The organism is Dyella sp. AtDHG13, assembly GCF_003201105.1.
Taxonomy (GTDB): Bacteria; Pseudomonadota; Gammaproteobacteria; order Xanthomonadales; family Rhodanobacteraceae; genus Dyella; species Dyella jiangningensis_B.
The window spans coordinates 449,062-460,901 of the sequence record NZ_QICJ01000002.1 but is presented as its reverse complement, the minus strand read 5'-3'; the positions used below and the strand labels follow the sequence as shown (position 1 = coordinate 460,901).

Annotated in this window: 18 protein-coding genes; all 18 read left to right on the top strand. The window is 64.6% G+C overall.

Annotated features, from left to right (window positions below):
• Positions 1 to 46 precede the first annotated feature (46 nt).
• Positions 47 to 520 carry a glucosaminidase domain-containing protein gene (locus BDW41_RS04885; protein WP_074546910.1) on the top strand — a complete coding sequence of 158 codons (474 nt, stop codon included), beginning with the start codon at positions 47 to 49 and terminating at the stop codon, positions 518 to 520.
• The gene (locus tag BDW41_RS04880) at positions 520 to 726 is read left to right on the top strand and encodes a hypothetical protein (RefSeq protein WP_074546909.1); all 207 of its coding nucleotides are present in this window, start codon (positions 520 to 522) and stop codon (positions 724 to 726) included. Before BDW41_RS04885 ends, BDW41_RS04880 begins: the two co-directional genes overlap by 1 nt.
• On the top strand, positions 723 to 1,256 hold the full coding sequence (locus BDW41_RS04875; RefSeq protein ID WP_074546908.1) for a hypothetical protein: 534 nt from the start codon (positions 723 to 725) through the stop codon (positions 1,254 to 1,256). The genes BDW41_RS04880 and BDW41_RS04875 overlap by 4 nt, the downstream gene beginning before the upstream one ends.
• A 445-nt stretch (positions 1,257 to 1,701) precedes the next feature.
• Positions 1,702 to 2,187: a hypothetical protein gene (locus BDW41_RS04865; RefSeq protein ID WP_199535276.1), complete on the top strand. Its 486-nt coding sequence runs from the start codon at positions 1,702 to 1,704 to the stop codon at positions 2,185 to 2,187.
• Complete coding sequence (locus tag BDW41_RS04860) at positions 2,129 to 3,865, top strand: terminase TerL endonuclease subunit (protein ID WP_074546905.1); 1,737 nt, start codon at positions 2,129 to 2,131, stop codon at positions 3,863 to 3,865. The genes BDW41_RS04865 and BDW41_RS04860 overlap by 59 nt, the downstream gene beginning before the upstream one ends.
• On the top strand, positions 3,862 to 4,041 hold the full coding sequence (locus BDW41_RS04855; protein WP_074546904.1) for a hypothetical protein: 180 nt from the start codon (positions 3,862 to 3,864) through the stop codon (positions 4,039 to 4,041). Before BDW41_RS04860 ends, BDW41_RS04855 begins: the two co-directional genes overlap by 4 nt.
• Positions 4,041 to 5,609 (top strand): phage portal protein, encoded by a 1,569-nt coding sequence (locus BDW41_RS04850; RefSeq protein ID WP_074546903.1) that lies wholly within the window; start codon positions 4,041 to 4,043, stop codon positions 5,607 to 5,609. The genes BDW41_RS04855 and BDW41_RS04850 overlap by 1 nt, the downstream gene beginning before the upstream one ends.
• On the top strand, positions 5,606 to 6,484 hold the full coding sequence (locus tag BDW41_RS04845) for a S49 family peptidase (protein WP_074546902.1): 879 nt from the start codon (positions 5,606 to 5,608) through the stop codon (positions 6,482 to 6,484). The genes BDW41_RS04850 and BDW41_RS04845 overlap by 4 nt, the downstream gene beginning before the upstream one ends.
• Before the next feature lie 80 nt (positions 6,485 to 6,564).
• On the top strand, positions 6,565 to 7,902 hold the full coding sequence (locus BDW41_RS04840) for a phage major capsid protein (protein ID WP_199535275.1): 1,338 nt from the start codon (positions 6,565 to 6,567) through the stop codon (positions 7,900 to 7,902).
• Between the two features lie 86 nt (positions 7,903 to 7,988).
• A complete protein-coding gene (locus BDW41_RS04835) occupies positions 7,989 to 8,426 on the top strand; it encodes a hypothetical protein (RefSeq protein ID WP_199535274.1) in 438 nt (145 codons plus the stop codon).
• Positions 8,427 to 8,472: 46 nt separating this feature from the next.
• Positions 8,473 to 9,321: a head-tail connector protein gene (locus BDW41_RS04830; RefSeq protein ID WP_074546899.1), complete on the top strand. Its 849-nt coding sequence runs from the start codon at positions 8,473 to 8,475 to the stop codon at positions 9,319 to 9,321.
• A gap of 1 nt (position 9,322) precedes the next feature.
• Positions 9,323 to 9,685 (top strand): phage head closure protein, encoded by a 363-nt coding sequence (locus BDW41_RS04825; RefSeq protein ID WP_158536978.1) that lies wholly within the window; start codon positions 9,323 to 9,325, stop codon positions 9,683 to 9,685.
• Positions 9,678 to 10,079 carry an HK97-gp10 family putative phage morphogenesis protein gene (locus BDW41_RS04820; RefSeq protein WP_074546898.1) on the top strand — a complete coding sequence of 134 codons (402 nt, stop codon included), beginning with the start codon at positions 9,678 to 9,680 and terminating at the stop codon, positions 10,077 to 10,079. The genes BDW41_RS04825 and BDW41_RS04820 overlap by 8 nt, the downstream gene beginning before the upstream one ends.
• Positions 10,076 to 10,411 carry a DUF3168 domain-containing protein gene (locus BDW41_RS04815; protein WP_074546897.1) on the top strand — a complete coding sequence of 112 codons (336 nt, stop codon included), beginning with the start codon at positions 10,076 to 10,078 and terminating at the stop codon, positions 10,409 to 10,411. The genes BDW41_RS04820 and BDW41_RS04815 overlap by 4 nt, the downstream gene beginning before the upstream one ends.
• A 78-nt stretch (positions 10,412 to 10,489) precedes the next feature.
• Positions 10,490 to 10,894 carry a phage tail tube protein gene (locus BDW41_RS04810; RefSeq protein ID WP_074546896.1) on the top strand — a complete coding sequence of 135 codons (405 nt, stop codon included), beginning with the start codon at positions 10,490 to 10,492 and terminating at the stop codon, positions 10,892 to 10,894.
• Complete coding sequence (locus BDW41_RS04805; protein ID WP_074546895.1) at positions 10,894 to 11,310, top strand: hypothetical protein; 417 nt, start codon at positions 10,894 to 10,896, stop codon at positions 11,308 to 11,310. Before BDW41_RS04810 ends, BDW41_RS04805 begins: the two co-directional genes overlap by 1 nt.
• A gap of 35 nt (positions 11,311 to 11,345) precedes the next feature.
• Positions 11,346 to 11,489: a hypothetical protein gene (locus tag BDW41_RS23325; protein WP_158536977.1), complete on the top strand. Its 144-nt coding sequence runs from the start codon at positions 11,346 to 11,348 to the stop codon at positions 11,487 to 11,489.
• 9 nt (positions 11,490 to 11,498) lie between these two features.
• Positions 11,499 to 11,837 carry a hypothetical protein gene (locus BDW41_RS04795; RefSeq protein WP_074546893.1) on the top strand — a complete coding sequence of 113 codons (339 nt, stop codon included), beginning with the start codon at positions 11,499 to 11,501 and terminating at the stop codon, positions 11,835 to 11,837.
• Positions 11,838 to 11,840 lie beyond the last annotated feature (3 nt).

The following is an 11,840-nucleotide window of genomic DNA, read 5'->3' as shown; positions in this document are numbered from 1 at the left end:
CAAAGCCTCGCCCTAATCGGCGGGGCTTTTTCGTTTTCGGTGGACCATGACTCCGACCTCCTTCATTGCTGCGATCAGCCCCGCGGCACGTAACGCTGCAGCTCGCTTCAAGGTTCCGGCGAGCGTTACCGTCGCCCAGGCCGCACTGGAGTCGGGCTGGGGTGCACATGCGCCTGGTCACAACCTGTTCGGCATCAAGGCTGATTCCGCGTGGAAGGGTGAAACCACCATCCAGGCCACGCACGAGTGGAACGGTCATCAGATGGTCGAGATCCAGGCCGCGTTTCGCGCCTATCCAGACTGGCAGGGAAGCATAGACGACCATGCTCTGTTCCTTGCGTCGAACCCGCGATACATGAGCGCATTCGCGTTCGCGGATGGCGCCAAGTTCGCGCTGGCAATCGCCAAAGCTGGCTACGCCACCGACCCGCAATACGCAGCGAAGCTGCAAAGCATCATGGCCGCCCACGGCCTCTATGCGCTGGACGAGCCAGCGCCAAGTGCCCAGGAGCGCGGTTGATGGATTTGCAGTCAGGGGGACTTGTCGGCGTCGCGCTGACGCTGGCCGCATGGCTTTATCGCCAGAGCCAGCGCTTGACGGCTGCCGAGGTACGAATTGAAGGGCAGCAGCGCGCTTTCGAGTCCCATCAGAAACAGGTGCTCGATTCGCTTCAGCGGATCGAGGACAAGATCGATCGCAAGGTCGACAAGAGGTTCGAACGGTGAAGCAGGTGACCATCGATCTGTTCAGCGCCATCCTGTCGAAGCTGACCGAGCGTACCTCGGTGGCTTCGTACCTCGTGTTGGTGCTGGCTGCGTTCGGCATCCGCGATCAGGTTGTTTCGCTGCAGATCGCGGGTCTCATCGCTGGCATTGCCGGCGTCGTGCTTTTCGTCATCAAGGACGCGACCGTTCAGCGGTTGCTGGTCCAGTCCAAACCCGCGCCTGTCGCGGAACAACCCGAGGTCAAACCCATGTCTCTGCTCAGCACCATCGCTGGCGACCTGTCGAAGGTATCGCCGGTTGTCTCCGCCGTGGTCAACGGCATCACCCTGGTGGAAGCCATTGCGCCGTCGCTGCCGGGTGCACAGAAGCTGCAATCCGTCATCGCGAACGTCAACGCAGCGGTGGGCCAGGTTGACGGCATCACCCAGGTCATCGAGGGCGTGCTCGCACAGCTCAAGTCGATCGGCGTTGTCAGTTCCAGCAGCAACCAGGTTGCCCAGCCGCAGCCGACAACGACTGTCGGACAGTAGTTCATGCCTCGCTCGCCGCGCACCCATCAGCCGTTCGATGCGCGGAAGCGTGTGTATCAACCCGTTGAACCGGAACGACGTCCATCTGCGAATGAACGTGGCTACGACTCACGGTGGCGGCGTGCACGTGATGGATGGCTCGCGCGGCATCCGCTCTGCGTGCGGTGTGAAGCGCATGACCGCGTCACACCTGCAACCGTTGTCGACCACATCAAGCCTCACCGCCTCAGCGCTGCGCTGGCAAGTGGTGATGCTGACCGCATTCACCGCGCGCGAGCGCTCTTCTGGGATTCGACCAACTGGCAGTCGCTCTGCAAGACGTGTCACGACTCTGCGAAGCAGGCCGAAGAGCGAGCAGCCGACCGGCAGGGCCGGGCGCGGCATGCGGCAATGCAGCAGGATGGCGAGGCGTATAGGGGGTAGGGGGGCAAATCCCTGACCTTGAGTGCCTCGCGACCGCTCGCCGCACCTGTTTTTTTGCACCGTCAATTCAGAAAAACGGTTTTTTGACCACATGGCGCGACCCCGCAAACCCCACAACCTGAAGGTGGTGGACGGGACGGTGCGCCCGGACCGCATCGAGCCATCGGGCATCGACTTGCCGCTGATCGAGCTGGCGCCGCTTCCGCCCGAATGGCTGCCCAACGCGCATGCGGTGCGCGAGTGGGAACGCCTGTCGACCATCTTGGCAGCCAACAAATTGCTGACCGAAGCCAGTCTCGGTCCGCTGGGTGTCCTGTGCGCGCTTCACGGGCAAATCGTCCAGCAGTACGCCGCGGGCATCGCTCCGACCGGCCACATGCTGGCGCAGTACCGGAACCTGGTGAATGACTTCGGCATGACCCCGGTGGCGCAAGGCAAGGTGAAACCGAGTGGCGAAACGAAAAAAGGCAACGCCTTCGCCTCCAACGGCAAGCGCCAAACCGGGTGATTACGTCGCCATAGCCATCGCGTATGCGAAAGAGGCTGTGGGGGACAAGAAGGGCAAGCGGTTTTGTAAGTGGATCCGCCTAGCTGCAAAGCGGTTCCTGTCGGATCTGGAGAGGGCGAAGAAACGGAAGCCTCCGTTCACCTTCTCCGAATGGCACGCCTGCGACCCGTGCGACTTCATCGAGAAGCTGCCGCACGTCGAAGGCAAATGGGATACCCCGACGATTCACCTGGAGCCATTCCAGGTGTTTTTTATTGTGCAGCTGTTCGGGTTTCGCAACTCGGACGGTACGCGTCGCTATTCGTCGGCCCTGCTGGCGGTGGCGCGCAAGAACGCGAAGTCCACGCTGGCGTCAGGCATCTTGCTGTACTGCCAGTGCTGCGAGGACGAGCCGGGGCCGCAGGTGATCTCAGCGGCCACCACCGGCGACCAGGCGCGCATCATCTTCAACGTTGCGAAGAAGATGGTTGAGAAGACGCCGGACCTGCAGGAGGCCTTTTCGGTCAAGGCATTCGCCAACGCGATCGCCTCATATGAAAACGGAGGCACGTTTAAACCGATCAACGCCAAGGCCAGCACGCAGGACGGTCTGAACCCATCCGCGACAGGCCTTGACGAGGTGCACGCGCACAAAACGAGCGAACTGCTTGACGTGCTGCAATCGGCCGCCGGCGCTCGGCGCAACCCTCTATGGCTCTACACGACCACCGAGGGCTACGAGACGCCGGGCCCGTGGCCGGAAATGCGCCGGTTCGCCCAGCAGGTGCTCGAGGGTGCGGTCGAAGCGGACCACTTCCTGGCGCTGATTTATGCGCTGGACGACGGCGATGACGACTTCGACCAGTCGGCCTACATCAAGGCCAATCCGCTGCTGGATGTCAGCGAGATCCTGCAGAGGGAGCTGAAGAAGGCGGCGATCGAGGCCAAGGCGATGCCCGGCCGCCTCGCCGAGTTCCGCATCAAGCGGCTGAACCGCCAGTCGGCCTCGGCCAGTGGCTGGATCGACTTGCCGCGATGGAAGAAAGGCGCCGGCGAAGTCGATCTTGGTGCGCTCGAGGGAAAGAAGTGCTGGGCGGCGCTCGACTTGGCCAGCACCACCGACTTGGCGTCATGGCGGCTCATCTGGGAGGTGGACGACCAGGTCTTCACGTGGGGCCGGCGCTGGGTGCCGGAGGCGGCGGTGGAGCGGCGCGCCATGCGCGGAACTGTTCCCTACGAGGCCTGGCGTGGCGCGGGGCTCATCGAAGCCACGCCGGGCGACGTGATCGACTACGAGGTGATCGAGCAGGTGATCCGCGAGGACGTGGCGCGGTTCAACCCTGAGCTGATCGCCTTCGACCGATGGAACGCCACGGACTTGGTGAATCGGCTGACCAAGGACGATTTCCCGATGATCGAGTTCGTGCAGGGGCCGAAATCGTTCCACCCGGCCATGCAGGAGCTGGAAAGGCTGTACCGGTCGAAGAAGCTGATCCATGGCGGCGACCCGGTGCTCCAGTGGTGCGCGGCCAACCTGGTCGTGCGCTACGACGCAAACATGAACATGGCGCCCGACAAGAAGCGGTCGCCCGAAAAGATCGACGACATGGTGGCCCTCCTGATGGCCATCGGCGTGTCGAAGGGGCCGGTGGACGAGCTGCCGGTCATTGGTTCCGACTACCAGATGCTCACCGTATGAACGCACTCGTTTTCAACACCTGCCTGCTGCTGGGCTGGCTGATGGTGCTCGTCGGCGCGTGCATGGCGTGCCTCTGGGCGGGTCTCGTGGCCGGCGGCGCGCTTCTTCTGGCGATGACGCTCTATTGGGCACGTCTCGCCGGCGTCTACTCGGCCAAGCCGCGGAGTGAGACCTGATGTTCCTGTCGAAGTACCGCGCCGACAGCTCGGACGATCGCTCCCCATGGGGTGATTTTTGGTTCGAGCCAGTTGGGCGCCGGACCGGGTCTGGCATCGCGGTGACCAATGATGGCGCGCTGCAGCTGGCCGCCGTGCTGGCGTGCGTGCGCGTGCTTGCCGAGTCCTTCGCGGTGCTGCCGCTGAAGGTCTACCAGAAGAAGAAGGGCGGCGCGCGGAAGCTGCTGGACAGCCACTGGCTCTACGACCTGATCGCGCGTCGCCCCAACCCATGGCAGACGCCGTTCGAGTGGCGCGAAATGATGATGGGCCACCTCGCGCTGCGGGGGAATGCCTACAACGAGATCGTCACCAACCGGCAGGGGAAGATCATCCAGCTGACGCCGCTCCACCCTGACCGCGTCAAGGTGGAGTTGATCCAGGGAAACACGGATTTCGACTATCGGTACCGGTACACCGACCGCTCCGGCACCGAACACGTGCTGACGCGCGGCGAGGTGTGGCACATCCGCGGCCTTTCCAGTGACGGGATCATGGGCCTTAGCCCGATCGCGCTTGCGCGGGAGACCATCGGCCTCGGCCTGGCGGCCCAGGCCTACGGCGCGCGCTTCTTCCAGAACGACGCCAAACCCGGCGGCGGCTGGATCGAATACCCGGGCACGTTCAAGGACAAGCAGGCGCGCGAAACCTTCCGCGAGTCGTACCAGGAGGCGCAGAGCGGCCTCAACCGCGGCAAGATCGCCGTCCTGGAATACGGCATGAAGTTCCACGAACTGGGGCTCAAGAACAATGACGCCCAGTTCCTCGAATCGAGGCAGTTCCAGGTGGGCGAGATTGCGCGCATCTTCCGCGTGCCACCGCACCTGATCGGCGATCTGAGCAAGGCCACCTTCTCGAACATCGAGCAGCAGTCGCTCGACTTCGTCATGCACACCATGACGCCGTGGGCTGAGCGCTGGGAATCGTCCATCGAGTTCAACTTCATCGGTGACGATGAGAGCGACATTGACCCCGAGTTCGATTTCAAGGCGCTGCTGCGCGGTGACCAGACCGCGCGCGGCAACTATTACCACTTCGGCATCACCGACGGCTGGCTGGTGCGCAACGAGGCGCGCGCGTTCGAAGGTCTCGAACCCATCGACGGGCTCGACGAGCCGCTGCGACCGCTCAACATGGTGGAAGAGTCCGAAGCGGAGCAGCAGGGCGCGGGAAGTGCGCCTGCCAAGCCGAATCAGCTGCCCGGCAGCGACGACACCAACCCGGATGCGCCGGACGATCAGGGTAATGACGCGCGAATGATCGCGCTTGCCCAGGCGGCGGCAGCGCGCGTCGCACGGAAGGAAGTGCAGATGGCGAAGCTTGCCTGGCGAGACGGCCAAGAGGCCGTTGTTGCCGCGTATGCAAAGCACGCTGTGTTCGTTGCCGGTGCGCTCGGTGTAGGCCGGGAGGTGGCTGTCGCCTACTGCGCGCAGCAGCAGGCCGACCTCGCGGCGGATACCGCCCTCGATGACTTCGAGAATTTGGCGCTTTGCCGCCTGGAACGACTTGCCCTGAAGGGGACGCTATGAAGCACGAACGATTTATCTCCTGGTGCCTGTCCACCCCGTGGGCACTGATGCCCGAGCGCATGGCCGCGTATGCCGTGGTGCTGGCCAACGCCGCCGCCGGCAACGCCGCGGAACCGCAGGCGGCGCGCCCGGCGCGCACTGGTGGCGCGCGCAGTGGCGCCATCGCTGTCATTCCGGTCTACGGACCCATCTTCGAGCGCTCCAGCCAGATCGGCATGTGCGAGGAAGGGACGAGCGCCCAGGCCATCCACAACGCCTTGGCCGATGCCAATGCTGACGACAGCGTGTCGCAGATCCTCATGGATTTCTCGACGCCCGGCGGCTCGGTCTACGGCGTGCAGGAGGTGAGTGCGGAGATTGCGCGCTCCAAGAAGCCCGTCATCGGCATCGCCAACAGCTTGGCGGCCTCGGCCGGCTACTGGATGTTGTCTCAGTGCTCGGAGGCCTATATCACGCCCGGCGGCGAGGTCGGCTCCATCGGTGTGTGGACCGCGCACCAGGACGTCAGCAAGGCGCTGGAAGATGCTGGCATCAAGATCACCCTGATCTCCGCTGGCGAGTTCAAGGTAGAGGGCAACCCCTATGCGCCACTTGGCGAGCAGGCCCAGGCCTTCATGCAGTCCCGCATCGACGACTACTACGGTGCCTTCACCCGCGCCGTGGCGCGCGGCCGCAAGGTCTCCGTGGACCAGGTGCGCAGCGATATGGGCAAGGGCCGCGTCTTCGGCGCCGACCAGGCCAAGGCCTCGGGCATGGTGGATGGCATCGCCACGTTCGACCAGGTCGTGGCCAACATGCAGAAGAGCATCAAAGCGTCGACGCCGCGCGCGAGCCGTCTGGCCAGCGCGCAGCGCGACATCGCAATCATGGGCTGAGTGACAGCCCAACCCCGGCGCGTCCATCGACGCGACGGATGCAACCCATAGGTTGCGCCGGCACAACCAACCAGCCGCCCATGAGGCGGCTTTTTCATACCCAGTCTTTGGAGCTACCCATGAGTAAGAAACTCCGCGAGCTGCAGGCTCGCAAGGCCAAGCACGTCGCGGCCATGCGTGCGATTACCGACAAGGCTGCCACCGAGGCACGTGACCTGACCGACGACGAGGCCTCTGCGTTCGACACCGAGAAGGCCGCTCTGGCCAGCGTCAATCGCGCGATTGAGCGCGAAGAGGAACTGATCGAGGCCGAGCGCTCGGCCGGTGTTAGCTTCGAAAGCAACGCGCCGATGTCGGCGCTTACCGACCGCCGTGAGGCGGATCCACGCCGTGGCTTTGCCAGCTTCGGCGAGTTTGCCCAGTCGGTGCGGGCGGGCAGCCTGCGCAACGGCGCCCTGGATGAGCGCCTGACCATCAGCGCAGCCGCGCCCGGGGCAGGCAGCTATGCCAACGAGGCCAGCGGTCAGGACGGCGGTTTCCTCATTCCGCCGGAGTTCGCGGCCGAGATCTTTTCGCTGTCGCTGGAGGAAGACGCGCTCCTGCCGATGACGGATGGCATCGACGTCAGCCGCAACGGCATGACTTTCCCCAAAGATGAAACCACGCCGTGGGGCACCGACGGTGTGCGCGCGTTCTGGCAGTCGGAGGCCTCTACCGCCAACGCAACCAAGCCGAAGCTCGGCGCGGCTCAGCTGCGTCTGCACAAGCTGATGGCGCTGACGCCGGTGACGGATGAACTGCTCGAGGATGGCGTTGCGCTGGCTTCGTATCTGCCCGGCCTCGTTGGCCGCTCGATCCGCTGGAAGACGGACGAAGCCATCCTCTTTGGCGACGGCGCTGGCAAGCCGCTGGGTGCGTTCCAGGGCGGTGCGGCGGTCGTGGTGGCGAAGGACAACGGTCAGGCTACGAAGACCATTTCCCTCGGCAACATCAGCAACATGGTGGCGCGCCTGCCCCCCGGCAGCTTCCCGCGTGCACGCTGGCTGATCACGCCCGACGCACTCCCGTCGCTGTTCGGCCTGACCCTTGGCAACTATCCGATTTACCTGCCGATCTCGGAAGGCGCGAAGGGATCGCCGTACGGCACGCTGATGGGCCGTCCGATCTTCGTCTCCCAGCACGCATCGGCTTTCAGCTCGCAGGGTGACCTGTCGCTGATCGACCTGCAGTACTACCGCTCGATCACGAAGTCCGGGGGCATCCAGACGGCGACGTCGATGCATCTGTACTTCGATGCGGATGCGACCGCTTTCCGTGCGACGTTCCGCGTCGACGGCCAGCCGAAGATCGTTCAGCCGATCCAGCAGGCGAAGGGCGCCAACACCCTGTCACCGTTCATCCAGCTCGGCGCGCGCTGATTTCGGTAGCCGGCCTCATGGCGAGGCCGGCTCCCTGACCAGTTCCTCCTTACCCCTTTCCTACGAAGGTAACCACCATGTACGGAATGAACATCAAGGCCTCCGAACAAACGGGCGTCCTTGGCGCAATCAACCCCTCCAGCCAGGCGGTTGGCACGCTGACCACGGGATGGATCAGCGCCGCCAACTATCAGAAATTCCTCGCCATCGTCCAGACGGGCGTGCTCGGCGCAGCGGCCACCGTCGACTGCAACATCCAGCAGGCGCTCGACGGCGCCGGCACGGGTGCCAAGGCGATCGCTGGCGCGGCGATCGCTCAGCTGTCCGGCGCCGGCGGCGCGAACGTGCAGGCTGAAATCAATCTCGACGCCCAGCAGTTGGACGTCGAAGGCGGTTTCGGCTTCATCAACGTCAGCGTCATCGTCGGCGCCGCGGCCAGCCAGACGTCCGCGCTTCTGCTCGGCTTCGCACCGCGCTTTGCACCGGTGACCAACGCGGCCACGGTTGCCCAGGTCGTCGGCTGATCCACTGACTGAAAAGGAGAGGGGCCCATGACGGGCCCCTTTTTCTATGGCCCTCCAGCTCATCACGCCACCGACCGCTGAACCCATCGACCTTGCCGAGGCGAAGGCGCACTCGCGCGTCGATATCCCTGACGATGACATGCTCATCGGTGCGCTGATTTCGGCTGCGCGCGACTTCGCGGAGAACCTGACCGGCAAGCAGCTGGTAACCGCGCGCTGGAAGCTCGTGCTGGATTGCTTCCCGGGTGGAGAGCGACCGGAGGCGCCGTACCGGCAGGCCTTTTCGCTGCCCGGTAATGCCATCCTCCTGAGCAAGTTCCCGGTCATCCAGGTGGTGTCGATCCAGTACCTGGATCTGCAGGGCACCATCCAGACCGTCGACCCCACGACCTACGTCGTCGATTATTCCACCGAGCCCGTGCGCATCACGCCCGTGTTCGGCCAGATCTGGCCCATTCCCGTGCCGCAGATCGGCTCGGTGTGGGTGACCTTCGATGCCGGCTACGCCGCGCCGTTGAGCGCGAACGGCAACGACATCACCGTGCAGGGCTGGGCGCCGCTCGCCGTCGGCAGTGTTGTCCGGCTGTCGAACAGCGGCGGTGCGCTGCCCAAGCCGCTGCAGCCGAAGACCGACTATTTCGTGCAGAGTGTGGTGTCGCCCGGCATCTATACGCTGGCGGCGACCCCGGGTGGCGCGGCCATCGCGCTGCAGGACGCCGGCAGCGGTACCAGCTACCTCGGAGCTGTACCTGACGGCATCAAGGCGTGGCTCAAGATCCGCCTGTCCACCATCTACGAGAACCGCGAAGAGGTGGCGATCATGACGCGCGGCAAGATCGACGTGCTGCCGTATGTGGATCGCCTGCTCGACGGTTTCCGGAACCCGGAGTTCTGATGTGGGCATCAACAGCTACGTCATCCGCAGTGGCGACCTGCGTGATCGGGTCACGCTCCAGAACAAGGTGATCGGCCAGAGCCCCACGGGCCAGCCCACCGAGACCTGGGTGGACGCGTTCAGCGCCTGGGCCGATATGGATCCGCTGACCGGCCGCGAGTTGATCGCCGCACAGCAGGTGCAGTCCTCGGTCACACACAACTGCACCATGCGGTATCGAAAGGAGTTCGCGAACCCGAAGGCCGTGACCAACATGCGCCTGGTGTACGAAGGGCGGTTCTTCAACATCCATGCCTGCATGGACCAGGACTCGCGCAAGCGAGCGGTGGTGCTGCAGATCGAGGAAGGCCTCAACAATGGATGATTTCGAGTTCAAGGTCGACGGGCTGGACAAGCTCAACGCCGCGCTGCTCGAGCTCGGCACGAACGGCGCGCGCCGCGTGGGTAAACGCGCCCTTCGTCAGGGCACCAATGTGGTGCTGTTCGCCACCCGTGACGCCGCGCCGGAGAAGTCCGGCAACCTGAAGAACAAGGGCCTGTACACGCACGACCGGGGCATCCAGGGCGACGTGATCAGCTTCTCCGTCGACCTGAAGCAGAACGCCTTCTACGGCAAGTTCGATGAATACGGAACCTCGCACCAGCGCGCGCATCCGTTCATGCGGCCGGCGGCCGAGAACAGCGCCGCCGAGGCCGTCTCCGTGACTGCTTTGAACCTCGGCGCTGGCATCGAGGCCGAGTGGGCCAAGCTGGTATGAGCGTGGAGGCTCAGGTCTTTGCTGCGCTACAGGGCGTGGCGCCCACATACCCCCTGATCGCGCCACAGGGCGCCGGTACGCCGCGAATCACCTACCTGCGCGTGTCCGGTCGGCAGTTCGAGACGTTGGCCAACGGCGGCGGGGCGCCGCGCGTGCGCATGCAGGTCGATGTGTGGTCGGACAGCTACGACCAGGCCGAGGCGCTGGCCATGCAGGCCAAGGACGCCCTGCGCGCGCAGCTGAAGGTGGGCGAGATCACAGACAACCCTGACGAGTTTGAATCCGACACGCGCCTGTACCGCGCGAGTTTCGACGCTGCCATCTGGCCGTAGCGTCAACCGACATACCCGCCATGCGGGACCACTGACAACCGCCCCCTGGGCGGTTTTTTTACGCCCGGAGAAAAGACCATGAACAACGCGATTAGCGCCCAGGGCTCGACCCTTGGCGTCAGCACCACGCCCAACAACTACATCCTCATCAACCAGCTGGCGGACTTCACCGCTGGCGCGGGCAAGGCCTCGAAGCTGGATGCCTCGAACCTTTCCAGCACCCAGAAGGAATGGATCGCCGGCCTGATCGACCGCGGTGAGCTGACCATCAAGGGACAGCGCGTGCACACCGACGCCGGCCAGAACCTGCTGAAGTCCAACCAGGGCAACGGCGTGAACCTGTACTTCCAGGCCACGCTGCCCAGCGGTGACCAGTGCACGTTCATCGCGCAGGTCGCCGAGTTCTCCGTCGCGGCCAGCACCGACAAGGTGCTCGAGTTCACCGCGGTGGTGTGGCCCACGAACCTGGTGTGGGTGGCGTAATGGGGCTGCTGACCAAGGACGCCATCCTCGCGGCGGAAGACAAGAAGTTCGAGGACGTCGACGTGCCCGAGTGGGGCGGGAGCGTGCGCGTGCGCATGATGTCCGCCTCCGAGCGCGACCAGTGGGAGAACGAGACCTACGGCACCGGCCAGGTGAACACGGTCGACTTCCGCGCCCGCTTCGTGGCGCTCTGCGCGATCGATGAAGCGGGCAACCTGCTGTTCACGCCCGACGACATCGACGCGCTCGGCTCCAAGTCGGCCGCCGCCGTGCAGCGCGTGTTCAACGCGGCGCAGAAGCTCAACGCGCTGAGCGCCAAGGATATCCAGGAACTGGAAAAAAACTCCGGCGCCGCCCCGAGCGGCGGCTCCAGTTCGAACTCGCCTGGCGACTCGGCTTCCCCCACCCCGACCTGATGCTCCGCCAGCTGGACTCGCGCCAGCTGGCGGAAATGTACGCCTTCTACCGCATCGAGCAGGTCCCGGTGACCGAAGAGGACAAGGCAAAGCAGCGATCCGCGCAGCTGCGCGCCATGTTCGACGAGGCCGCCGCAGCCAACGAGCGGCGTCAGAAACATCGCCATACCAAACGCTGAGGTATTCCCATGCAAACCCTCTTGGCAGTCCAGAAACCGGGGCAGGTTGCTGCCGCGGTCAACTATCAGGCCGTGGATGCCGTGAACGGCAACACGTTCCCCAACAACGGCAACACGCTGGCCCTCGTGAAGAACGGCAGCGCGGCGGCCATCACCGCGACGTTCAGCAGCGTCCCGGACCCGTATGGCCGCATCGGCGACCTGATCGTCAACGTGCCCGCCGGCGGCGAGGTGGTGGTGGGGCCGTTCCCGCCGCCGCTCTTCAACCAGTCGACCGGCAACGTGGGCAACATCAACTGCACGTTCTCGGCGGGCGCCACCGTCAGCATGGCGCTGGTGGGCTTCTAAGCC

Bases quoted from the DNA above. Each gene is read 5' to 3' on its own strand.
- BDW41_RS04885 (WP_074546910.1), top strand. From the start codon at position 47: ATGACTCCGACCTCCTTCATTGCTGCGATCAGCCCCGCGGCACGTAAC.
- BDW41_RS04880 (WP_074546909.1), top strand. From the start codon at position 520: ATGGATTTGCAGTCAGGGGGACTTGTCGGCGTCGCGCTGACGCTGGCC.
- BDW41_RS04855 (WP_074546904.1), top strand. From the start codon at position 3,862: ATGAACGCACTCGTTTTCAACACCTGCCTGCTGCTGGGCTGGCTGATG.
- BDW41_RS04850 (WP_074546903.1), top strand. From the start codon at position 4,041: ATGTTCCTGTCGAAGTACCGCGCCGACAGCTCGGACGATCGCTCCCCA.
- BDW41_RS04845 (WP_074546902.1), top strand. From the start codon at position 5,606: ATGAAGCACGAACGATTTATCTCCTGGTGCCTGTCCACCCCGTGGGCA.
- BDW41_RS04840 (WP_199535275.1), top strand. From the start codon at position 6,565: ATGAGGCGGCTTTTTCATACCCAGTCTTTGGAGCTACCCATGAGTAAG.
- BDW41_RS04835 (WP_199535274.1), top strand. From the start codon at position 7,989: ATGAACATCAAGGCCTCCGAACAAACGGGCGTCCTTGGCGCAATCAAC.
- BDW41_RS04830 (WP_074546899.1), top strand. From the start codon at position 8,473: ATGGCCCTCCAGCTCATCACGCCACCGACCGCTGAACCCATCGACCTT.
- BDW41_RS04820 (WP_074546898.1), top strand. From the start codon at position 9,678: ATGGATGATTTCGAGTTCAAGGTCGACGGGCTGGACAAGCTCAACGCC.
- BDW41_RS04815 (WP_074546897.1), top strand. From the start codon at position 10,076: ATGAGCGTGGAGGCTCAGGTCTTTGCTGCGCTACAGGGCGTGGCGCCC.
- BDW41_RS04810 (WP_074546896.1), top strand. From the start codon at position 10,490: ATGAACAACGCGATTAGCGCCCAGGGCTCGACCCTTGGCGTCAGCACC.
- BDW41_RS04805 (WP_074546895.1), top strand. From the start codon at position 10,894: ATGGGGCTGCTGACCAAGGACGCCATCCTCGCGGCGGAAGACAAGAAG.
- BDW41_RS23325 (WP_158536977.1), top strand. From the start codon at position 11,346: ATGTACGCCTTCTACCGCATCGAGCAGGTCCCGGTGACCGAAGAGGAC.
- BDW41_RS04795 (WP_074546893.1), top strand. From the start codon at position 11,499: ATGCAAACCCTCTTGGCAGTCCAGAAACCGGGGCAGGTTGCTGCCGCG.